Here is a 23,332-nt window from a genome sequence, read left to right as displayed (position 1 = left end):
GCGAGAAAGCAATTTCACCGACTTAGGAATGCGACACCCGATATAGCCTCAATGCGCCTCATCCCAATTGTGGGCAGCGCGCGCATCGACCTTCAGCGGCACGGCCATGTCGACCGCCGGCATGGCGGCGTTTTCCATGACCGAGACGATGATCGGCGTCGTGCGCTCGACATCCGCATCCTCGACTTCGAAGATCAGTTCGTCGTGCACCTGCAAGAGCATGCGCACACGATCGCCAAGCCCGGCTGCTGCCAGCGCCGGCTCCATCTTGATCATGGCACGGCGGATGACGTCGGCGGCAGAACCCTGGATCGGCGCGTTGATCGAGGCGCGCTCGTTGAAGGCGCGGACGGAAGGGTTGGAGGAGCGGATTTCGGGGAAATGGATGCGGCGGCCGAAGATGGTCTCGACATAGCCCTTGTCGCGCGCCGCCTGCTTGGCGCCTTCCATGTAATCGCGAATGCCTGGGAAGCGCTCGAAATACTTCTTGATATAGTCGCCGGCTTCCGAGCGCTCGATCGAGAGTTGGTTCGCCAGTCCGAAGGCGGAAATGCCGTAGATGATGCCGAAGTTGATCGCCTTGGCGCGGCGGCGCACTTCGCTCGGCATGCCGTCCACCGGCACGCCGAACATTTCGGAGGCCGTCATCGCGTGAATGTCGACACCGTCCTCGAAGGCCTGCTTGAGCTGCGGGATATCGGCGACATGCGCCAGCACGCGCAACTCGATCTGGCTGTAGTCGGCGGAGACGAGCTTGTGGCCCGGCGTCGAAATGAAGGCGGTGCGGATCTTGCGGCCTTCCGCCGTGCGCACCGGAATATTCTGCAGGTTGGGCTCGGAGGAGGAGAGGCGCCCGGTCGTGGTCGAGGCCAGCGAATAGGAGGTGTGGACGCGCTTGGTCTCGGGATGGACATAGCTCGGCAGCGCATCCGTATAGGTGGATTTCAGCTTGGTGAGCTGGCGCCAGTCGACGATCTTGCGCGGCAACTCGAAGCCGGCCGCCGCCAGATCCTCCAGCACCTGCGCCGAAGTCGACCATTGCCCCGTCTTGGTCTTGCTGCCACCGGCCAATCCCATCTTGCCGAAAAGGATATCGCCGAGCTGCTTCGGCGAGCCGATATTGAAGCGCTCGCCGGCCAGATTGTAGATCTCGTCTTCCAAGGCGGCGGCACCCTGCGCCAGCTCGCCGGAAAGGCGGGAAAGGATCTGCCGGTCGATGGTAATGCCGCGCTCCTCCATATGGGCAAGCACCGGTACGAGCGGCCTTTCCAACCGTTCGTAGACGACTGAAAGTTTTTCTGCCGCAAGTCGTGGTTTCAGCACCAGCCAGAGGCGCAGCGTCGCGTCGGCATCCTCAGCGGCATAGGCGGTCGCGCGGTCGATATCGACGAGATCGAAGGTGACGTTGGACTTGCCGCTGCCGGCGACGTCCTTGTAGGCGATCGGCTTGTGGCCGAGCCAGCGCTCGGAGAGGCTGTCCATGCCATGCGTGGCATTGGCGCCGCCATCGAGCACATAGGACAGCAGCATCGTGTCGTCGAAGGACCGCGTCTCGATGCCGTAGCGCTTCATCAGCAGGTAATCGTATTTGAGGTTCTGCGCGATCTTGAGGATGGAGGCATCCTCCAGCAGATCCTTCAATCTCGGCAGCGCATCACGCAACGGGATCTGATTGTCGGCCAGGCCGCCGCCCAACAGATCGCCGATACCGGTCTTGTGAGCGAGCGGCACATAGGCGGCACGGATGGAAGAACCCGAGGGATCGCTGCCGTTGTCGGCGATCGCCATCGAGAAGCCGACGATCTCGGCCTGCATGGCATCGAGTGAGGTCGTTTCCGTATCGAAAGCGACGATACCGGTTTCGCGCGCATCCGCGATCCAACGGTCGAGCGTGGCGATATCGCGGATGGTCACATATTTCGAATGGTCGATCGGCGCGCTCGCAAAACTTGCGGCGCGCGCCTTGGCGAGATCCTCGGGCTCTGTGGTGCCATCCAAAGCCAGACGCGCCTTGGCCGACGGCGCTGGAACCGATGCCCCTTCGGCCTCGACAACGCTGCCGGCAACAAGATCGACATTTTCGCCAACATCGAGATCGGGACCATGAGCGCCCTCGCCCCATTCGATCTTGACGACGGCGGGCTCGATTGCCGCCGCATCGCAGTCGCAGGCCTCCGCGACGCGCCGCGTCAGGGTCGTGAATTCCATGGTCTTCAGGAAGCCGATCAGCTTCGGGCCGTCCTGCGGCTCCAGCACCAGCGCGTCAAGCGCAAGTTCCAGCGGTACATCCGTCCTCAGCGTCACCAACTGACGCGAAATGCGGGCAAGTTCGGCATTGGCGATGATGTTTTCGCGGCGCTTCTGCTGCTTGATCTCGTCGGCGCGGGCAAGGAGCGTGTCAAGATCGCCGAACTCCTCCAGAAGCTGCGCCGCCGTCTTCGGGCCGATGCCGGGAATGCCAGGGACGTTGTCGACCGAGTCGCCGGTCATGGCCTGCAGATCGATCATCTTGTCCGGCGGTACACCCCACTTCTCGATCACGTCGGGAATGCCGATCTGCTTGTCCTTCATGCTGTCATACATGTGGACCATGGGGGTGACGAGCTGCATCAGATCCTTGTCGGACGAGATGATCGTCACATCGGCGCCAGCCCCCTCCGCCTGACGGGCATAGGTGGCGATGATATCGTCTGCCTCGAAGCCGTCGGTCTCGATGCAAGGCAGGTTGAAGGCGCGGGTCGCCTCGCGGATGAGGCCGAATTGCGGGATCAGTTCTTCCGGCGGCGCCGAGCGATTAGCCTTGTATTCCGGGAAGATGTCCTTGCGGAAAGTCTTCGAGGAATAGTCGAAGATGACGGCGAAATGCGTCGGCGTCACACCCACCGAGGTATCGCGCGCCGAAGTCAGCAGCTTCCACAGCATATTGCAGAAACCGGAGACGGCGCCGACGGGCAATCCGTCGGACTTGCGCGTCAGCGGCGGCAAAGCGTGAAAGGCCCGGAAAATGAAACCGGAACCGTCGACGAGGAAGAGATGATCACCTTTTTTCATGGAAGCATGGATAGCGTGGCGCTCTTCCAACGTCCATATAAACTTCGGTTTTGCAGTATTGGAGATGACCAGATCTCTCACCGAAACGTTACTAACTTTTAATCAATCTAATCTGCGCATTCCCTTGAAAAACCACATTCGAAACCTCAAATCCTAATCACCGGCGATTGATACGCCGCGGGTCTGACAACCGGCCTGTCCCCCGCCATGTCAGACTAGGACAAAGGCCTATCCCCTCTCCGGGCCTTTGTCCCTCTTTCATGAGCCGCCATGGCGTCCCCTCCAGGCCATGGCGGCTTTTTCATGTCAAAAAAATGCAACCTATGAAGGTGAAAAATTCATCTGAGTTGCTTATTTCAGAGGGGATCTACCCGAATAATTGCTGATTGTCTTGCTCCTGAATTATGGGCATATTTGCAATCATGGGATTTAATCGGATGGACTCCGCCGCCTACCTTGCCAGTCAGATGGCGAAGGGATTCGCTCGCTCGCTACAACAACGCGCGGCGACGCTCGGCTTTTCCCCCGGTCAGTTTCCGATCCTGCTCGAATTGTGGTCCGAGGATGGGCTGACGCAGAAGCAGCTGCTCGAGAGGATCGACATCGAACAGGCGACGATGGCCAATACGCTGTCGCGCATGGAACGGGACGGCCTGGTGGAACGCCGCCCGCATCCTTCGGACAAGCGGGCGCAACTGGTCTTCCTGACGAACAAGGCCGCAGCCATGCAGGCGGAAGCGATCGAGGCCGCCATGGCCGCCGATACGGATCTTCTCAAGGATTTCCGGCAATTCGAACGCGAGCTGCTGCTGGAATATATCCGGCGCGTGCTGGAGAATGCCAGACAGCTTTAGAGCAATCTCAGGAAAAGCGCGCAGCGGTTTTCCGCAGAGTCGCTTCATATTTTTGTGCAACAACGCCTCAGCCCCGGCCGACCACCTTATTCAAAGCGGACTGGAACTGGCTCGGCCCGACATCGGGCTTGCCGAAGAATATCCCCTGAAGCTGGGCGCAGCCTTCCTCGATGACGATGCGGCGCTGGGTTTCCGTTTCGACCCCTTCCGTGACCACAGGCATATTCAAGCTGTGACCGAGGCCGATGATGGCGCGGACGATCGAGCGAGCTGCGGGATCGTGTTCGAGGGCGCCGGTGAAGCTGCGGTCGACCTTGATCTTGTCGAATGGGAAGGCGCGCAGATTGCTGAGCGAGGAAAAGCCGGTGCCGAAATCATCCATGACCACGCGAACGCCGAGGCGATGCAGCCGCTGCAATGTCGCGATCACAGTCGTTCGTTCGCGCATCAGCGCCGCCTCCGTGATTTCCAGTTCGAGGCGCTGCGGATCGAGGCCGGTTTTGCGCAGGATGCGTTCGATCTGGTCGTAGAGGGTCGGGATCATGAATTGCAGCGGCGAGAGGTTGACCGCGACATTCGCAGGCTCACTCCAGCGCGTCGCCTCCTGGCAGGCCTGCTGCAGCACCCATTCACCGATCGCAACGATCGATCCACTTTCCTCGGCAATGGGAATAAACGTCTCCGGATCAATCACGCCTCGATCCGGATGCGCCCAGCGTAACAGCGCCTCATAACCGCTGACACCGTCGCTGCCGACATCGTAGATCGGCTGATATTCCAGGAAGAGCTGACGGCGCAGGATGGCTTGACGCAGATCGTTCTCAAGCTGGCGACGAGTGCGCACGGCCTTGTCCATTTCGGCATCGAAGAAGCAGGCATGACCCCGGCCCGCATGCTTGGCACGATAAAGCGCCATATCCGCATTGGCGTAAAGCTGCTCGGCGCTCGTGCCATCACGCGGATAGATGGCGATACCGATGCTCACGCCGACGGCCGTCGGATCCCGGGCGGTATCCATCTCCATGCCAAATTCCGAAAGAACGCGTTCGGCAAGGCGCGTGGCCCCCTCAGGCTGCTGACGCCTGGGCTGGATAATGGCGAACTCGTCGCCGCCGAGCCTTGCCACCGTATCGCCCTCCTCGATCGCACGCTGCAGGATGCCGGCAACCTTGCAGAGGATGCGATCGCCTTCCGCATGGCCAAAGACGTCGTTGATGGCCTTGAAGCGGTCGAGATCCAGACAGAAGATGGCGACTTCCCCGCCCCTGCGGTTGGCCACCTGCAGCGCTTGACGCATGCGCTGGTCGAACAGCGAGCGATTGGGCAGATCCGTCAATATATCATGGTGCGCCAGATGCTCGATCATCTGCTGCGCCTGACGCCGCTCGGTCAGGTCGCGCACGACCAATACGCTGCATTCGTGGCCGCGATAGGTGATGGAGCGACGCACGGTTTCGACTGGGATCGCGTTGCCATCATAGCCGGACAGCGTTGTCTCCAGTGGAATGGCGGCATCACTTTGGGCATCTATGTCGATCGCCAGGAAGGTTTCTGGCGGGGCACCGACCACCTGCTGCTGCGACCATCCGGAAATGGTGAAAAATCGCTCGTTGGCATCGATGACCCGGCCGTCACGGATGATGAGAAGGCCTTCGAGCGAAGCATTGGCGAAGCCGCGAAGGTCGGTCAGATGACGATCGATGAAGATGGCGCCGAGAGCGATGAGGATCAAACCCATCGCGGCGGCCATGACGATGCCTGCGAGGATGCTTCGATCCATGGCGAGGGCCGCCCCCGGCATCCCAATTTCGGGCGTTAGCGTCACGCCGCTCATCGCGGTGAAATGCAGGGAGCAAATCGCAAGCAACAGTAGAAGAGCGCCGACCATGATGCGACTAAAGCCACGAAGGCTGCGAAACACCAGGAAAGCCAGTGAAGAGAAGACGCCACCGATGGCGACTGAAGCGACGACGCGCGGTATATCGAAGGAGAGCTTTGCCGAGGCCTCGATGGCCTGCATGCCCGTGAAGTGCATAGCGGCTATTCCAAACGCCATCAGCATGCCGCCGACTGTAAAGGAAACGCGATTGTCCCATTCGAAGGCAACGGCAATCGCGAGCCATGAGCCGACGATGGCAAAGACCACCGAAAGCGCGGTCAGCGAAATGCCGTAGGAGATGGGAAGGTTGCTCTCATAGGCGAGCATGGCAATGAAATGCGTCGCCCAGATGCCGACACCACTGGCAAAGGCCGCAGCCGCAATCCAGTAGCGACGCTGATGCGACTGGCATTCCTGTGCACGCGAAAAAAGAAGCATGGTGGCAAGGCTGCCGATGAGGCAGATGGCCGCCGCCACGAGAATAAGCCTGAAGTCATGAGCGTCGCGAATACATGCAATTACTGAAAACATCACGCGTCTCCAGAATACTCTTCTGGATTGACGTTATTTCTAATAATCTAAAAAACTTGTAAACTACATGCGCAACTAATCACATAAGAGCAAGCCTCCGTCGAAAGAGGCAAGCTACGGTAAATTTTCGGTTTTAACGCCTCGAAACCGGCTGGCCTTTGGTCTATCGTCGCTCCGAATTTCACGTAAGGAGTCGGATATGACCGATCTATCGCCCGTTCTCGACCGCGCCGATCAGAACCTTCCCTCCAGCCTCGACAACCTTTTCGAGCTGCTGCGCATCAAGTCCATTTCGACAGACCCGGACTACAAGCCGGAATGCCGCAAGGCGGCGGAATGGCTGGTCACCTACCTGAATTCGCTCGGCTTCAGGGCCTCCGTACGCGATACGCCCGGTCATCCGATGGTGGTCGCTCATCACGATGCCGGCGCTGCCGATGCGCCGCATGTGCTGTTCTACGGCCACTACGACGTGCAGCCCGTCGATCCGCTCGATCTTTGGGAAAGCGATCCCTTCGCTCCCGCGATCAAGGACCTGGGCAATGGCCGCAAGGTCCTGACCGGCCGCGGCACGTCCGACGACAAGGGGCAGCTGATGACCTTCGTCGAGGCGGTGCGCGCCTACAAGGAAACGAGGGGCGCTCTCCCGGTGCGCATCACCATCCTCTTCGAAGGCGAAGAGGAATCCGGCTCGCCCTCGCTCAAGCCTTTCCTTGAAGCCAATGCTGCCGAGCTTAAAGCCGACTTCGCCCTCGTCTGCGATACCGGTATGTGGGATGGCGATACGCCGGCGATTTCGGCAGGCCTGCGCGGCCTGGTGGGCGAGGAAATCGTCATTACCGCGGCTGACCGCGACCTGCATTCGGGCCTTTTCGGCGGCGCTGCCGCCAATCCGATCCACATTCTGACCGACATCCTTGCCGGACTGCATGACGAGACGGGGCGCATAACGCTTCCCGGCTTCTATGAAGGCGTCGAGGAAACGCCTGCTAATATCAAGGCCTCCTGGGAGAAGCTCGGCATGACGGCCGAAAAGTTCCTCGGCGAAGTCGGCCTGTCGATCCCCTCGGGCGAGAAGGGCCGGTCTGTGATGGAACTCACCTGGGCGCGGCCGACGGCGGAAGTAAACGGCATTTGGGGTGGCTATACCGGCGCCGGCTTCAAGACGGTGATTGCCGCCAAGGCATCGGCGAAGGTCTCCTTCCGCCTCGTCGGCCAGCAGAATCCGGCGGCGATCCGCGAGAGCTTCCGCGCCTATGTGCGCTCCAAGATCCCTGGGGACTGCTCGGTGGAGTTTCATGAGCATGGCGGCTCGCCGGCCATCCAGCTTTCCTACGATTCGCCTGTACTGACCAAGGCCAAGACCGCGCTTTCCAACGAGTGGCCGAAACCAGCCCTCATCATCGGCATGGGCGGCTCGATCCCGATCGTTGGCGACTTCCAGAAGATGCTCGGCATGGAATCGTTGCTCGTCGGTTTCGGCCTCCCCGACGACCGCATCCATTCGCCGAACGAGAAATACGAGCTGCGCTCCTATCACAAGGGCATTCGTTCCTGGATCCGCATCCTTGATGCGCTAGCCAGCTAAGCGATCCGCGGGACGAACACCGCTTGCGCGCGTCCCGCGACCACCCCGCCAGGGCGGCAGGAAACGCCGCCGTGCCATTTCGCTGCGACCGATGAGATAGAGTATGGGCATCTGGATCGATACCGATATGGGATTCGATGATATCGCTGCCATTCTGGTGGTGGCGCATTCGGATCTCGTCATCGATGGCGTTTCGCTCGTCAGCGGCAATGCACCCCTGTCTCACGTTAAGGCCAATGCGGCGGGCGCTGCCGCCGTCTTCAACTGGACCTTTCCGATCCATACCGGCCGCGAGCTGCCCGTTCTCCGCAAGCTGGAAACGGCGCAGAACATTCTCGGCCAGACCGGCATTCCGACCACAGGCAGAAGCCTGCCGCCGGCCGATCCACTTCCATTCAGCGACGCATTTACCGCGCTATGCGACTGGCTTTCCAACAGCGATGGGCCGAAGCGCATCCTGGCGCTCGGGCCGCTCACGAATATTGCCGCTTTGGCATTGGCACGGCCGGATCTCGCCGCCCGTATCGACGAGCTGACCTGGATGGGCGGCGGGGTCACTGTGGGCAATCACACGGCATCCGCTGAGTTCAACGCCTTTGCCGATCCCGAGGCGCTCGCCATTGTGTTGGCGCATACCCTGCCGTTGCGCATGATCGATCTCGACATTTGCCGCAAGGTCTTGGCTTGGCCGGAGGATGTCGCCCGCATCCGCGAGAATAACAGCGAAAAGGCGCAGCTGCTCGCTGACCTGCTGGAAGGCTATGTCAACATCGCCATCAACCGCGGCAGACCGGCCATGGCGATCTACGACCCGACGGCTGCCGCCATTTTCGTCGAACCTGACATCACCGCCCTTCGGCATGCCCGGATCGATGCGGAATTGCATGGACGGCACACGCGTGGGCGCACCGTCGTCGAAACGCGCGCCTCGCATGGGCAATTCAATGCCCATTTCGCCGTGGAGATCGATGCCGAAAGGGCGCGACAGATCATCTTCGATGCATTGCTGCGAGAGGCTGGACGCTGAAAAGAGGCGGTATACCGCGGTAAGGCACGTTCAGCCCTGTCTCAACCCTCTCCCAATTCCTGCTCGACCAATGTCGTCCAGAAAGCCACACCCGAGGCGATTGCCTCATCGTTGAAATCATAGGCCGTATTGTGATGCAGGGCGCCGTCAACGGCGGGGCCATTGCCGAGCCAGACATAGCAGCCAGGAGCGTTCTGACCGAAAAAGGCAAAATCGTCGCCGGCGGTCGATGGCGGGAAGCGGGTCCGCACATTCTCGCCAAAAACAGTCGTCGCAGCCTTCAGCGCCCGCGCCGTGGCATCTGCATCGTTGACGACGGGTGGGATGCGGCGCTCGAACTGATAATCGACGGCAATGTTGAACATGCTTGCAGTCCCATGCGCCAGGCGTCCGATCTCCTCTTCCAGCTGATCGCGGACCTCCGGCGTATAGGCGCGCGCCGTGCCGCCGATCTCGACCGTATCTGGTATCACGTTCAGCGCCTTGGGATCGCCCGCCTGCAGCGAGCAGGCACTGACGACGGCCGGCTCCAGCGGATCGACGACGCGACCGACGATGGTTTGCAGCGCGGAAAGGAAGGTCGCCGCTGCCGTGATCGGGTCCTTGCCGAGATGCGGCTTGGCGCCGTGGGTGCCGGTACCGCGGAAGGTGATGCGCCAGCTATCCGATGAAGCAAGCTGCGGCCCTTCGACAACCGCCATCTCGTCGACCGCAAGGCCGGGCATATTGTGAAGCCCGTAGACGGCATCGCACGGAAACAGATCGAAAAGGCCATCTTCCACCATGCGCCTGGCGCCACCACGACCTTCTTCCGCCGGCTGGAAGATGAAATGCACCGTGCCGGAAAAGCCGCGCTTGGCGGCCAGATGACGGGCGGCACCGAGCAGCATCGTCGTATGGCCATCATGCCCGCAGGCATGCATCTTGCCCGGGATCGTGGATTTATAGGGACGATTGGCCTTTTCCGGCATGGCGAGCGCATCCATGTCGGCGCGAAGGCCGATACGGCGCGTGCCGTTGCCGACCTGTAGCGTGCCGACGACACCGGTTTTGCCGAGGCCGCGATGCACGGTCAGTCCCGCTTCCTCCAGCAAGGTGGCAACGATGCCGCTGGTGCGCTCCTCCTCGAAGCCGAGTTCTGGATGCGCATGAAGATTGCGGCGGAGCGAGGTGAGGAAAGGCAGATCCGGCTCGATCTCATCGGGAAAAGACATGGAGAGATTCCTTCAGCATGGGGCACGATGATGGCGCACCTAAAGCGCACCGCGATCCTTCAGATTCGCTTCTTGCGCTTTAGGACCTTGATTTGACGCATGTCGTTGTCGCAAAACCGCTGCACACTTTTGCGCGACATGCCTTATCTTCCCCAAAGCATCGCCTGCTTCAACTCGAATTAACGCTCAGCGATCGAGCCTGTCGAACACATGTGCCTTTCCGATGACGCTCACCGAAACCATGCTGCCGACCTCGGGCAGGCCGACGCCGGAACTCCTGATATTCAGTGTCTCGGAGCCGTTGGAGAGTACGACCGTAACAGCGCAGACGGCGCCGCCGAACTCGATTTCGGTCACCTTGCCGATGCAGGCAGCACCCGCGCCGGCTTCATCGATTGCCCGGAGGCGCAATTGCTCGGGCCGCAACATGATATCAGTGCGACCCTGCCGGTTCCCGGCGCCGACGGGGATCTGCCCCAGGACACATTTCGCCAGACCTTGATCGAGATCGGCCGCCAATATGATGGCATCGCCGAGGAAGAGTGCCGTCTCGCGATCCCTTGGGCTGAGATAGAGCGCCTGCGGCGTGCCGGCCTGTATGAGCCTGCCCTCGCGCAGGACAGCAACCTGATCTGCAAAGGACAGGGCCTCCGCCTGATCATGCGTCACCAAGACCGCCGTGATGCCGGCGATCTGCAGCACGCGGGCGACGGCCTTGCGCATGTTTTCGCGCAGGCCGGTATCGAGGGCGGAGAAAGGCTCGTCGAGCAGCATCAGCCGCGGCTTGCGGCCGAGCGCGCGGGCAAGCGCCACGCGCTGCTGCTGGCCGCCGGAGAGCTGATGCGGCCGGCGGTCGAGCATGCCGCGGTCGAGTTCGACCATATCGATGAGGGCATTGATGCGCTGATCGCGGTCGCGCGCGCCGCGCTCCATGCCGAAACCGATATTCTCCGATACGCTCAGATGCGGAAACAGGGCGCCATCCTGAGAGACAATGCCGATGCCGCGCCGATGCGCGGGTACGATGGCCTCTCCATCCGCCAGTGTTTCGCCCTGAAGCACCACCTGACCGGCATCGGGAGTTTCGAAGCCGGCGATGATCCGCAGCAGCGTCGTCTTGCCGGAGCCGGACGGGCCGACGATGGCCGTGCGGCTGCCGGCAGCTATCGTGAGGTCGATATTGTCGAGCGCCTGCACGGGACCATAGCGCTTGCTGATATTCTTGATCGCCAGAAAGGTCATTGTCCGGCCGTTCGCTTTGATTGCACGTAGAGAAGAAGGGTGAGCGGCAGCGACAGGACGACCATCATGAAGGCGTAGGGCGCTGCGGAAACATAATCGATCTCGCTGGTCAGCGACCAGAATTTCGTCGCCAGCGTTTCCGTGCCGTTGGGAGAAAGCATCAGCGTCGCCGTCAGTTCGTTGGTGATGCCGAGGGCGACGAGCGCGACGCTGGCCGCAAATCCCGGAGCCGCAAGCCGCATGGTGATCTGCCGCACCGCCTGCGCCGGCGTGCGGCCGAGCGCCATGGCGGCGCGCTCGAGTTCGACGGGTGCCTGGGCGATGCTGGCACGCAGACCGACCATGGCGCGCGGCAGGAAGAGCAGCACATAGGCGAGCAGAAGGGTGGCAAACGTCTGATAGAGCGGCAGGACCAGCCGGACGGTGATCGACACCAGGGCCAGGGCGACGACGACGCCCGGCAGCGAGCCGACATAATAGTGGCAGGCTTCGAGAATTCGCTGCAGCCGGCCGGGCGCGCGTACCGACAGCCACGCCATCGGGGTCGCCGCAATGGTGGCGAGGAGGCCACCGGCGATCGCGAGAAGAATGGTCTGCAGCAAGGCCCAGCCGACCGTGTCGATCCGCCAGACGCCTGCGCCGCCGAGATAAAGCCAGCGCGCCAGGGTGACGAAAGGAACACCGAGCGTCAATGCGGCGGTGACGATGGGCAGCGCGACCGCGGGAACGACGAACCAGCCGAGACGGCGCCGATCAGCCGGCCGGGCTGCACCCGAGCCGATGCGGGCATAGCGTTCGTTGCCACGCGCCAGCACCTCGATGCCGAGCAACAGCAGGCAACAGAAGACGAGCACGCCGCCGAGCATGTTTGCCGCCGGACTGTTATAGGCCGATTGGAACTGGTCGACGATGGCAGTCGAGAAGGTGTCGAAGCGGATCATCACGTAGAGACCGTATTCCGCAAGGAGATGCAGGCCGATCAGCAGCGAGCCGCCGCAGATGGCGAGGCGAAGCTGCGGCAGGATCGCCCGGAAGAAGACGCGCCAGGGGTCGAGGCCGAGCGAGGCGGCGGCATCCTCAATCGCCGGATCGAGCCGGCGCAGGGCGGCTGCGACCGGCAGGTAGAGAAAAGGAAAATAGGCAAGCACCGACACCAGCACGCCGCTCCACAGCCCGCGCATGCTCGGCACGAGGCTGACCCAGGCGTAGCTGTGCACGAATGCGGGAACGGCAAGCGGTGCGGCGGCCAGCCACGACCAGAGGCGCGCGCCGGGGATATCGGTGCGTTCGGTCAGCCAGGCGAGCGTCACTGCCAGCAGGATGGAAAGCGGAATGGTGCAGACTTCGAGCAGGACGGTATTGACGAGCAGATCGCCAACGCGGCTGCGGAAAATCAGGGCAACAACTTCTGCCCAGCCCGTGTCGATCGTGATCCAGACGATGAAGCCGAGCGGCACCAGGCTCAGAAGCGCGACGATCGAAGCAAGGGCGACGACGGATGCATGCCGAACGCGGCTGCGCGGAGCAGCCGTCAACTGGGGCATTCGCATGGCGGCGGCCTCGCCGGCATATGTGTTCTTCTGCAGCAAATCTAAGCTGCCTTTCACACCCTGAAATGGGAAGGCAACCGCCGCTGCCGGCGATTGCCCGATCGATCGGCCTTAAAGGCCATCCCATGCCCCTAGCAGGGCACAGGATAGTGATGCAAGAGCCAAGCCCGTCCGAAAGCGCCCTAAAGGCGCCGCGGCACGGGACTTTGCCTCAGATAAGGCCCGCTTCCGTCATCAGATCGGTAACCTTCTTGCTGTTCAGCTTCGAAGGTTCGACTTGCGGAGCCTGGAGGTCGGAGAGCGGCACGAGCTTCGGATTGGAAGCCTCGCCATTGCCGACTGCATATTCAAACGAGTTGCCATCGCGCAGGACGGCCTGGCCGCCCTTGCCGGTGATCCATTTCAGGAAAGCCTGTGCTTCCTTCTGGTGCTGGCTGGACGCCAGAACGCCGCCGCCGGAAATGCTGACGAAGGCACCCGGATCCTGGTTCTTGAAATAGTGCAGCGAGACATTCTTGCTGTTTTCGCCGGTCTTGGCCTGATCGCCGAACCAGTAATAGTGATAGATGACAGCGCCTTCGGTCTCGCCGGCATTGACGGCCTTCATCGCGACGCTGTTGCCCTTGTAGAAGCTCGCATTTTCCTTCATCGCCTTCAGCCAGGCGCGGGTTGCGTCCTCGCCCTTCAGCTCAAGCAGCGCGCTGACGATCGCCTGGAAGTCGGCGCCAGCCGGCGAAGCGCCCCAACGGCCCTTCCACTTGGGATCGGCGAGATCGAGGAGCGATTTCGGCAGATCGGCTTCCTTCAGCTTGGTCTTGTCATAGGCGAAAACGGTGGACCGGGCGGCGACGCCGACCCAGTTGCCATCGGCTGCCTTGAAGGTTTCCGGCACCTGGGCGAGTGTCGCGGCATCAACCGGAGCGAAGAGCTTGTTGGCATCGACCAGTGCCATGCCCGGCGAATTTTCCGTCAGATAAACGTCTGCGGGAGAGGCAGCGCCTTCCTGGACGATCTGGTTGGCAAACTGCATATCGCTGCCGTTGCGGATCGTGACCTTGATGCCGGTTTCCTTGGTGAAGCCCTCCGCCCATGCCTGCGTCAGCGTCTCATGCTGGGCATTGTAGACGACGATGCCATCGGATTCGGCGGCATGCGCCAGCATCGGAGCGACGGCAAGACCTGCGGCAAGCGCCAGCCCGCTGGTGAGATGAGAAAAGGAAAAAGTCATTAGGTCCTCTCGCTTGGAAGCCACCGTCATCGGGCAGCGATGCGGTAGCCTATATTTTTCCTGACCGTTTTTTTCAAGTTTACGGTGATGTCTGCTTATCACAAAAGTTTGAGATAAGAGTCAAGATTTAGCCGCGATCTCCGCAGCGAGGTCGAGCCAGGCACGGCCGGCATGCGACAGATATCCACCGCGCCGCCAGATCCAGGCCATGTTCCACTCCATGTCCGGTTCGACAACGAGCGCATGGGCGATGCCCGAACGCCGGCTCTGTTCGGCGATCAACCGTGGCAGGAAGCCGATCCCGAGGCCCGCAGCAACCAGTTCAACAATGAAATTGATCTGGCTCGAGCGCGCGGCAATGTCCGGCGCAAAGCCGGCCGCACGGCAGGCGTTGAGAATGATGCCGTTCAGCGCGAAGCCGGTTTCGAAGAGGAGAAAGGGGTAGTCCTTGAGCGCCGCCAGGGGCACCGTTTGCTGCCCGGCGAGCGGATGCGCCGACGGTAGAAGGACATGCATCGGCTCGCAGCGCACAACCTGCCACTCGAAGACATCGGCCATCGGCAGCAGCGAGGCGCCGAGATCGACCTCATCGGCCAGCACCATTTCTTCCAACCGCTTGGCGCCCTGCTCCACCAACCTGATCTCTATGCCTGGATAACGATTGCGGAAAACGGCAAAGACCGGTGCAAACAGCGCATCGTTGCCGATCGGCGGCAGGCCAAGCCGCAGGGTACCCCGCGTCAGCCCGCGCAGTTCCGATAATTCGGCCAGCAGATCGTCGCGCCCGGCAAGGATCGCAATTGCCCGACGATAAACCACCTCGCCGGCATCGGTCAGGGTCACGCGATGGCCGAGGCGGTTGAGCAGCGGCAGGCCAAGCTCGTCCTCCAGCTGGCGCACGGCCTTACTGACGGCCGATTGCGTGGTGAACACCACCTTTGCGGCTTCTGAGAAGCCGCCCTGGCGCACTACCTCGACGAAGGCTTTCAATGTTCGAAGTTCCATACTTATTCCCTATAGGACTGGATCATATGAAATCAATTCATTTTATTCATGTGGTGTAAACGCCTATTATCGGGCTGACAGATTTTGCCGAGCTCCCATGCGTATCGACCCAAAGAAACATCCGAAATTGAGCTGCCTTGCTCAGACCCTGCTGCTGCTTGCCTTCTGGCAAGCGGGCGAAGCCATCGTCCGCCTTGCACACCTGCCGATACCCGGCGCCATCGCCGGCATGCTACTGGTGCTGGCACTGTTTGCGAGCGGCACGGTGAAGCTGACGAGCATGAAGCGTGGCGCGGAGTGGTTTCTCGCCGAAATGCTGCTGTTCTTCGTTCCGGCGGTGCTGGCTTTGCTCGATCATGGCGAATTCATCGGCCTCATCGGGCTGAAGGTACTTGCAGTGATCTTTGCCGGCACGGTGATCGTCATGGGCGTGACCGCCGTTGCGATCGATATCGGCTACCGCCTCATGACACGCAAGGGAGCACCCAGCCATGCTCACGATTGAAACCGCGGTATCAGGCCTGTTCTGGCCGCTGGCGACGGTCGGTCTCTATTACATATCAAAGGCACTCTATCGACGCCGGCCATCACTCTGGCTGTCGCCGCTAGTAGCGGTGCCTGGGGTGCTGATCGCCATCGCTCTCATGCTGCACGCAAACTATCAGGACTATATGCATGACAGCCATTGGCTGCTGGCCCTACTCGGGCCTGCGACTGTCGCCTTCGCCGTGCCGATCTACGAACAGCGAGGCCTCATCCAGCGCTATTGGCCGGTCCTGCTGTTCGGTGTGACGGTGGGCAGTACCACGGCAATGGTTTCTGCCTGGGGGCTTGCCAGCCTCTTCGGCCTCGATGAGAGCCTGCGGCTCAGTCTGATGCCGCGCTCGATCAGCACGCCGTTTGCCATGGTGGTTTCAGGTGATATCGGCGGCGCGCCCAACCTGACGGCCGTCTTCGTCGTCATCACCGGCCTGTTCGGCGCCGTCGTCGGCCAGATCTTGCTGCGGCTGCTGCCGCTGCAATCGGGCATGGCTCGAGGTGCACTTTACGGCATGGGGGCACATGGCATCGGCGTCGCCAAGGCACATGAGATCGGCCGCGAGGAAGGATCGATCGCCGGTCTCGTCATGGTGCTGGTAGGAGTGACGAACGTGCTGGCAGCGCCGCTGATCGCGTGGCTCCTGCATTCGGCATGAACGAAAAAGGCTGCGGCACTTTCATGCCGCAGCCTTTTTTCGTTTCCGGAATTTGACTTAGTTGTCTCGCGTCTCCAGCGTCTTGCTGAAGAAGATCGCGACAAGCGTGCAGACGACGCCCGACAGCAGATAGAGGCTCGTATAGACGAGGCCGAACTGGCTGGAGAGGGCAAGCGCCACGAATGGCGCGAAGCCGGCACCGATCAGCCAGGACAGATCCGACACCAGGGCCGAGCCGCTGTAGCGGTAGTTCTGGCTGAAGCGGGAAGCGCTGGCGCCGGCGGCCTGACCGAAGGAGAGGCCGAGCAGCGTGAAGCCGAGAACCACGTAGATGTGGCGTCCAGTCGCGCCGCCATCGAGCAGCCAGGGTGCCACGAAGGCGAAGCAGGCGATGAGCACGGCGCCGATAGCGAGCTGATTGCGGCGGCCGATCCGGTCGGCGAGCATACCAGAACATATGATGGCGAGAATGCCGCAGATCGCGCCGAGGAATTCCACCAGCAGGAACGAACCCGAACTCTGCTCGCTGTAGAGCGTAACCCAGCCGAGCGGGAAGACTGTGACCAGGTGAAAGGTCGCAAAGCTTGCCAGCGGCACAAAGGCGCCGATCAGGACGTCGCGGCCATGCACGCGCAGCAGCTCCGTCATCTTCACGGGCTCGAGCTCATGGCGCTCCAAGAGCGTGCCGAATTCCTCTGTCGCCACCAGACGCAGGCGGGCGAAGAGCGCGACGACGTTGACGGCGAAGGCGCAGAAGAAGGGGTAGCGCCAGCCCCAATCCAGGAAGTCCGCCGTCGTGAGGCTCGTGACGAAATAGGCGAACAAAGCGCTTGCCAGCATGAAGCCAATCGGGGCGCCAAGCTGCGGGATCATCGCATACCAGCCGCGATGGTTCGTCGGGGCATTGAGCGCGAGGAGCGAGGCGAGACCATCCCAGGCGCCGCCGAGCGCAAGGCCCTGCCCGATGCGGAAGATGGCGAGCAGGATGATCGCGTAGACGCCGACTTCGGAATAGCCGGGCAGGAAGCTCATGGATGCCGTGGACCCGCCGAGCAGAAACAGGGCGATCGTCAGCTTGACGCCGCGGCCATAGGTGCGGTCGATCGCCATGAAGATGAACGAGCCGATCGGACGCGCGATGAAGGCGAGCGAGAACACCAGGAACGAAAGCAGCGTGCCATGCAGCGGGTCGGCGAAGGGGAAGATCAGCTTCGGGAAGACCAGTACGGATGCAATGGCATAGACGAAGAAATCGAAGAATTCCGACGTGCGACCAATAATCACGCCGATGGCGATGTTGCCGGGGGCAACCGAGCCGCCCGCATGCATGCTGCGGGCATCGCTCTCCAGAGTTGAAGATGTGGGGTTCAGTGTTTCATGCGTTACGCTGACCATGCGCGGGAGCCTCCCTCTCCGAGCACGAATTCCTCCACGAACTCGCGCGTAATGAAAATGTCGATCAAACGTGCGAACATATCAAGTATCCAGCATGAAATAATTCGCAAATTAGCAATCAGTCGAGCCATTATCTGCCTTTGGCGCCAAGTTCCGGACGAAGAACAACCGCCGGTGATAGCCATTTGTTCCGATCCGGGTATATTAGCGCCGGCAAAAGCGAATTGCTCAATAGAAAACCTTCTGGATTTCTGAGGGTTTTCCCGATAGGTGGGACAGCATTCCATACCGCAATGCACTCTATCTTGCTGCGGTGCGACGAAACACCTCATATCGTTCATGACCGCCGTCCTTTAGTCGCGGTAGGGTCGAAACAAAAAGAGCTTTAAGACGTGCTAAGACTATCGAAGATTTTCAGCCGTTTGTCTGTCATCCCACTGTTTTTGCTGCTGTCGGGCTGCAATCTGGTGGTGATGGATCCTTCCGGCGATATCGCCATGCAGCAGCGAGACCTCATCATCATTTCGGTCGTGCTGATGCTGATCATCATCATTCCGGTGATCTTCCTGACCCTGTATTTCGCCTGGAGATACCGCCAGTCGAACAAGGAAGCGACCTACGAGCCGGAGTGGCATCATTCGACGCGTCTGGAACTGGTCATCTGGTCCGCTCCGCTTGCTATCATCATCGCGCTCGGCGCGGTGACCTGGATCAGCACGCATCAGCTCGACCCCTACCGCCCGCTCGACCGCATCGCCGCCGACAAGCCGCTCAGCGCCGACGTGAAGCCGCTGACGGTCGAAGTGGTCGCCCTCGACTGGAAATGGCTCTTCTTCTATCCGGAATACGGCATCGCCACCGTCAACGAGATGGCAGCTCCCGTCGACCGCCCGATCAACTTCAAGATCACGGCCTCGGCCGTGATGAACTCCTTCTTTATTCCGGCGCTGGCTGGACAGATCTACGCCATGCCGGGCATGGAGACGAAGCTCCACGCCGTCATCAACCATCCCGGCGAATTCCAGGGCATGTCCGCCAACTATAGCGGCGCCGGCTTCTCGCACATGCGCTTCAAGTTCCATGGCCTCAACCAGGCCGATTTCGACCAGTGGATCCAGAAGGCGAAGAGCCAGGGCACGGCGCTCGGCCGTCAGGAATATCTGGCGCTTGCCAAGCCCAGCGAACGCGAGCCGGTACGCTACTTCAACGCCGTCGACGACGGGCTCTACAACGCCATCCTCAACATGTGCGCCGATCCGAGCAAGATGTGCATGAGCGAGATGATGCATATCGACGCCAAGGGCGGCGGCGGCAAGGAAAGCCAGGAAAACCGCGAGCGCCTGATCTATGACAATCGCGATGGCGCCTCGGCCGAGGTCACACCGGTCAAGGCAGACGGCGGCGCCGGCCACACCATGCAGCATGGCGACAACTCCATGCCGGGCATGGATATGGGCAACGGCTCTTCTTCCGATTCGTCGACCGGTTCGGCGCAGCATCAGGGTCATTGATCCGGTGCGCTCAGTAACAAGACATTCATAAGGGACAGAGGCAATCCATGTTTTCCAACCCGGACCTCTACAAATTCATCTTCGGTCGGCTGACGCTCGACTCCATTCCGTATCACGAGCCGATCCTCGTCGTGACCTTCCTCGGCGTCGCCATCGGTGGTATCGCGCTCCTCGGCCTGCTGACCTATTTCCGCCTCTGGGGCTATCTCTGGAAGGAATGGTTCACCAGCATCGACCACAAGAAGATCGGCATCATGTATGTCGTGCTGGCGCTGATCATGCTGCTGCGCGGTTTCTCCGACGCGCTGCTGATGCGTCTGCAGCAGGCAATCGCCTTCAACGGATCCGAGGGCTATCTGCCGCCGCATCACTACGACCAGATCTTCACCGCCCACGGCGTGATCATGATCTTCTTCGTGGCGATGCCCTTCGTCACCGGCCTGATGAACCTCGTCGTGCCGCTGCAGATCGGCGCCCGCGACGTGTCCTTCCCGTTCCTCAACAACTTCTCGTTCTGGATGACGACAGCCGGCGCGATCGTGATCATGATCTCGCTCTTCATCGGCGAATTCGCCAAGACCGGCTGGCTGGCCTATCCGCCGCTTTCCGGCATCGCCTATAGTCCAGACGTCGGCGTCGATTATTACATCTGGGGTCTGCAGGTCGCGGGTATCGGAACGACGCTCTCGGGCATCAACCTGATCGCAACCATCGTCAAGATGCGCGCCCCGGGCATGACCTTCATGAAGATGCCCGTCTTCACCTGGACGTCGCTCTGCACCAATATCCTGATCGTTGCATCCTTCCCGATCCTGACCGCTACGCTCGCTCTGCTGACCCTCGACCGCTATGCCGGTACGAACTTCTTCACGAACGACCTCGGCGGCAATCCGATGATGTATGTCAACCTCATCTGGATCTGGGGCCACCCGGAAGTCTACATCCTGATCCTGCCGGCCTTCGGCGTCTTCTCGGAAGTCGTCGCCACCTTCTGCGGCAAGCGCCTCTTCGGCTACGCCTCGATGGTTTACGCCACCTGCGTGATCATGATCCTCTCCTACCTCGTCTGGCTGCACCACTTCTTCACGATGGGCTCGGGCGCCAGCGTCAACTCCTTTTTCGGCATCACGACGATGATCATCTCGATCCCGACGGGTGCGAAGCTCTTCAACTGGCTGTTCACGATGTATCACGGCCGCATCCGCTACGAGCCGCCGATGCTGTGGACCGTCGGTTTCATGGTGACCTTCACCATCGGTGGCATGACCGGCGTCATGCTGGCGGTTCCGCCGGCCGACTTCGTGCTGCACAACTCGCTGTTCCTGATCGCCCACTTCCATAACGTGATCATCGGCGGCGTTCTGTTCGGCATGTTCGCGGGCGTCAACTACTGGTTCCCGAAGGCCTTCGGCTTCAAGCTCGATCCCTTCTGGGGCAAGATGAGCTTCTGGTTCTGGCAAATCGGCTTCTGGTTCGCCTTCATGCCGCTCTATATCCTCGGCCTGATGGGCGTCACCCGCCGCGTCAGCCAGTTCGACGATCCGTCGCTGCAGATCTGGTTCATCATCGCCGCCTTCGGCGCCGGCCTCATCGCCATCGGCATCGCCTGCTTCCTCATCCAGCTCGCCGTCAGCTTCATGAAGCGCGAAGAGCTTCGCGACCACACCGGCGACCCCTGGGGCGGCCGCACGCTGGAATGGTCCACCTCGTCGCCGCCACCGGCCTACAACTTCGCCTTCACGCCGATCGTCTACGATCACGATGCGTGGTGGGACATGAAGAACCGTGGCTACGTCAGGCCGACCGAAGGCTTCATTCCGATCCACATGCCGAAGAACACCGGCACCGGCATCATCCTCGGCGTGCTCTCCATCGGCTTTGCATTCGGGATGATCTGGTACATGTGGTGGCTCGCCGCCATCACCTTCGTCGCGATGATCGTCATCACGATCGGCCATACCTTCAACTACAAGCGCGACTACCACATTCCCGCCGACGAGGTCGTGAAGACCGAGAACGAGCGTACGAAGCAGCTCGCAGGACAGGTGTAAGACTATGACGACCCACTCTGCACAAGCTCCCGTGGACGGCGAAACACCCGCCTTCTATCTGAAGGAGGAGCATCATCCGGAAGGCAGCACCATGCTGGGCTTCTGGATCTACATCATGAGCGACTGCCTGATCTTCGCAGTCCTCTTCGCCACCTTCGCCGTACTCGGCCACAGCTATGCGGCCGGCCCCTCTCCGGCCGACCTCTTCGAGCTGCCGCTCGTCGCCCTCAACACGGCGATGCTGCTCTTCTCCTCCATCACCTATGGCTTCGCCATGCTGGCGATGGAGAAGGACAACAAGTCGGGCACGCTGATGTGGCTGACGATCACCGGCATCTTCGGCGCCCTCTTCATCTTCTTCGAACTTTACGAGTTCTATCACCTGATCCTCGACGGTGCCGGCCCGCAGCGCAGCGCCTTCCTGTCGGCCTTCTTCACGCTGGTCGGCACGCACGGTCTGCACGTCACCACCGGTATCGTCTGGCTGATCACGCTGATGGTGCAGGTCGGCCGCTACGGACTGATCCCGGAAAACAAGCGCCGCCTGATGTGCCTCTCTATGTTCTGGCACTTCCTCGACGTCGTCTGGATCGGCGTGTTTTCCCTCGTCTACCTCATGGGAGTTCTCGGATGAGCTCGAACGCAAACCATTCGCATCAATCCGGCGACGCCCACGGCCACGATCATCATGGCGGCCACGAGGCATCACACGGCACCTTCAAGAGCTACATGACGGGGTTCATCCTCTCCGTCATCCTGACCGCCATTCCCTTCTGGCTGGTCATGGGCAAGGTCATCTCCGATCCGGCCGTCACCGGAGCGATCGTCATGATCCTCGGCGCGATCCAGATCGTCGTGCACATGATCTACTTCCTGCACATGAACACCCGCTCGGAAGGCGGCTGGAACATGATGGCGCTGATCTTCACCATCGTGATCGTCATCATCGCGCTGTCCGGCTCGCTCTGGGTCATGCATCACCTCAACGCGAACATGATGCCCATGTCGCCCGAGATGATGCGCAACATGCCGTAAATTCGAGCGGCGGGCCTTCGAACGAAGGCCCGCCCTCTTCCCGGCGTGAGAATTCGCCGGATGCTGCGCAGTGCATGCTTGAAATGCCGGAAGCCGCAGCCAAATCTTCCCGACCGCGCATGATCTTCAGCGAAGAGTATTGAACCGCCCGAAATCATGCGTCAGCGCGTCCCCGGAGACCCGCGCCATGACCGACATTTCCTCGAACACATCTCAGGGCAAGCCGCGCTCGACGCTTAACCTTATCATCTGGGTATCGCTGCTTCTGCTCCTGACCGCCCTTCTCATCGGCCTCGGCACCTGGCAAGTGAAGCGGCTGCACTGGAAGCTGGATCTGATCGCCAGGGTCGATGCGCGCGTGCATGCGCCGGCGGTTCAGGCACCCGGCCCGGCGCAATGGGCCGATATCACGGCCGAAAACTCCGAATACAAGCATGTCCAGGCAAGCGGCAGTTTCCTCAACGACAGGCAAGCGCAAGTCTATGCCTCGACTGTGCTCGGTGCGGGCTATTGGGTGCTGACGCCGCTGAAGCTTGCAAACGGCACGATCATCATCGTCAACCGCGGCTTCGTTCCCACAGAGAAGCGCAATCCGACGACGCGCGCCGAAGGCGAGCTTTCCGGGGAGACTACGGTGACCGGCCTGCTGCGGATGAGCGAGCCAAAAGGCACGCTGCTGCGTTCGAACGTGCCGGCGGAGGAGCGCTGGTATTCACGCGACGTGGCAGCCATCGCCGAGGCTCGGGGGCTGCAGAATGTAGCGCCCTACTTCATCGATGCCGACGATGCGAAAAATCCCGGCGGATTGCCCGTGGGCGGGCTGACGCAGATCACCTTCCACAACAGCCATCTCGTCTATGCCATCACCTGGTATGGACTGGCTGCCATGACATTGGGGCTGGCCGTCTATCTCGTCTATTTCGAGAGGCAGCGGGCAAAAGCGGCCCGCTGAGGACTGGAGCGTCGCATTTTTGC

At 61.0% G+C, this 23,332-nt stretch carries 18 protein-coding genes; 10 read left to right on the top strand and 8 right to left on the bottom strand.

Annotation, left to right across the window (positions count from 1 at the left end):
- Positions 1–48: 48 nt before the first annotated feature.
- Positions 49–3,051, bottom strand: a complete 3,003-nt coding sequence (polA, locus tag FHX05_RS07985; protein WP_183871231.1) for a DNA polymerase I — start codon at positions 3,049–3,051, stop codon at positions 49–51.
- A gap of 437 nt (positions 3,052–3,488) precedes the next feature.
- On the opposite strand from polA, the gene FHX05_RS07980 reads away from it, so the two are divergent.
- Positions 3,489–3,905, top strand: a complete 417-nt coding sequence (locus FHX05_RS07980) for a MarR family transcriptional regulator (RefSeq protein ID WP_112338499.1) — start codon at positions 3,489–3,491, stop codon at positions 3,903–3,905.
- Positions 3,906–3,972: 67 nt separating this feature from the next.
- Here the strand turns inward: FHX05_RS07980 and FHX05_RS07975 are convergent, their stop codons facing one another.
- Positions 3,973–6,315 (bottom strand): EAL domain-containing protein, encoded by a 2,343-nt coding sequence (locus FHX05_RS07975; RefSeq protein WP_183871230.1) that lies wholly within the window; start codon positions 6,313–6,315, stop codon positions 3,973–3,975.
- Positions 6,316–6,514: 199 nt separating this feature from the next.
- On the opposite strand from FHX05_RS07975, the gene FHX05_RS07970 reads away from it, so the two are divergent.
- Both FHX05_RS07970 and FHX05_RS07965 read left to right on the top strand, forming a co-directional pair.
- Complete coding sequence (locus tag FHX05_RS07970) at positions 6,515–7,903, top strand: M20/M25/M40 family metallo-hydrolase (protein ID WP_183871229.1); 1,389 nt, start codon at positions 6,515–6,517, stop codon at positions 7,901–7,903.
- A gap of 103 nt (positions 7,904–8,006) precedes the next feature.
- The gene (locus tag FHX05_RS07965) at positions 8,007–8,930 is read left to right on the top strand and encodes a nucleoside hydrolase (protein WP_183871228.1); all 924 of its coding nucleotides are present in this window, start codon (positions 8,007–8,009) and stop codon (positions 8,928–8,930) included.
- Between the two features lie 41 nt (positions 8,931–8,971).
- Here FHX05_RS07965 and FHX05_RS07960 read toward each other — a convergent pair whose 3' ends face one another.
- The 5 genes from FHX05_RS07960 to FHX05_RS07940 all read right to left on the bottom strand — a co-directional run bounded on the left by FHX05_RS07960 (position 8,972) and on the right by FHX05_RS07940 (position 15,169).
- Positions 8,972–10,144: a M20 aminoacylase family protein gene (locus tag FHX05_RS07960; RefSeq protein ID WP_183871227.1), complete on the bottom strand. Its 1,173-nt coding sequence runs from the start codon at positions 10,142–10,144 to the stop codon at positions 8,972–8,974.
- 186 nt (positions 10,145–10,330) lie between these two features.
- Positions 10,331–11,386, bottom strand: a complete 1,056-nt coding sequence (locus tag FHX05_RS07955; RefSeq protein WP_183871226.1) for an ABC transporter ATP-binding protein — start codon at positions 11,384–11,386, stop codon at positions 10,331–10,333.
- Complete coding sequence (locus FHX05_RS07950) at positions 11,383–12,936, bottom strand: iron ABC transporter permease (protein ID WP_210294855.1); 1,554 nt, start codon at positions 12,934–12,936, stop codon at positions 11,383–11,385. Before FHX05_RS07950 ends, FHX05_RS07955 begins: the two co-directional genes overlap by 4 nt.
- A 211-nt stretch (positions 12,937–13,147) precedes the next feature.
- Entirely contained in the window at positions 13,148–14,164 is a 1,017-nt protein-coding gene (locus FHX05_RS07945) for an iron ABC transporter substrate-binding protein (protein ID WP_183871225.1), read from the bottom strand.
- Between the two features lie 120 nt (positions 14,165–14,284).
- Positions 14,285–15,169 (bottom strand): LysR family transcriptional regulator, encoded by an 885-nt coding sequence (locus FHX05_RS07940; protein ID WP_112338506.1) that lies wholly within the window; start codon positions 15,167–15,169, stop codon positions 14,285–14,287.
- A 97-nt stretch (positions 15,170–15,266) separates the two neighbouring features.
- On the opposite strand from FHX05_RS07940, the gene FHX05_RS07935 reads away from it, so the two are divergent.
- Together FHX05_RS07935 and FHX05_RS07930 are read left to right on the top strand one after the other, a co-directional pair.
- Positions 15,267–15,674 (top strand): CidA/LrgA family protein, encoded by a 408-nt coding sequence (locus FHX05_RS07935; RefSeq protein WP_112610686.1) that lies wholly within the window; start codon positions 15,267–15,269, stop codon positions 15,672–15,674.
- Positions 15,661–16,365 carry an LrgB family protein gene (locus FHX05_RS07930; protein ID WP_112338508.1) on the top strand — a complete coding sequence of 235 codons (705 nt, stop codon included), beginning with the start codon at positions 15,661–15,663 and terminating at the stop codon, positions 16,363–16,365. The genes FHX05_RS07935 and FHX05_RS07930 overlap by 14 nt, the downstream gene beginning before the upstream one ends.
- Before the next feature lie 57 nt (positions 16,366–16,422).
- Here the strand turns inward: FHX05_RS07930 and FHX05_RS07925 are convergent, their stop codons facing one another.
- Positions 16,423–17,760 (bottom strand): MFS transporter, encoded by a 1,338-nt coding sequence (locus tag FHX05_RS07925; RefSeq protein WP_112338509.1) that lies wholly within the window; start codon positions 17,758–17,760, stop codon positions 16,423–16,425.
- Between the two features lie 392 nt (positions 17,761–18,152).
- Here FHX05_RS07925 and cyoA point away from each other — a divergent pair, with 392 nt between their 5' ends.
- The 5 genes from cyoA (at position 18,153) to FHX05_RS07900 (ending at position 23,309) form a co-directional block, all read left to right on the top strand.
- Positions 18,153–19,271: a ubiquinol oxidase subunit II gene (cyoA, locus tag FHX05_RS07920; RefSeq protein ID WP_183871224.1), complete on the top strand. Its 1,119-nt coding sequence runs from the start codon at positions 18,153–18,155 to the stop codon at positions 19,269–19,271.
- A 47-nt stretch (positions 19,272–19,318) separates the two neighbouring features.
- Entirely contained in the window at positions 19,319–21,322 is a 2,004-nt protein-coding gene (gene cyoB, locus FHX05_RS07915) for a cytochrome o ubiquinol oxidase subunit I (protein ID WP_075856461.1), read from the top strand.
- A 4-nt stretch (positions 21,323–21,326) separates the two neighbouring features.
- Complete coding sequence (cyoC, locus tag FHX05_RS07910) at positions 21,327–21,956, top strand: cytochrome o ubiquinol oxidase subunit III (RefSeq protein WP_112610680.1); 630 nt, start codon at positions 21,327–21,329, stop codon at positions 21,954–21,956.
- Complete coding sequence (cyoD, locus tag FHX05_RS07905; protein ID WP_112610678.1) at positions 21,953–22,357, top strand: cytochrome o ubiquinol oxidase subunit IV; 405 nt, start codon at positions 21,953–21,955, stop codon at positions 22,355–22,357. Before cyoC ends, cyoD begins: the two co-directional genes overlap by 4 nt.
- Positions 22,358–22,544: 187 nt before the next feature.
- The gene (locus tag FHX05_RS07900; RefSeq protein ID WP_183871223.1) at positions 22,545–23,309 is read left to right on the top strand and encodes an SURF1 family protein; all 765 of its coding nucleotides are present in this window, start codon (positions 22,545–22,547) and stop codon (positions 23,307–23,309) included.
- Positions 23,310–23,332 lie beyond the last annotated feature (23 nt).

This window comes from Rhizobium sp. BK491 (assembly GCF_014194925.1).
Classification (GTDB): Bacteria; Pseudomonadota; Alphaproteobacteria; order Rhizobiales; family Rhizobiaceae; genus Rhizobium.
Note: the sequence above shows the minus strand (reverse complement) of the source record. Positions and strands in the feature narration are given on the sequence as shown.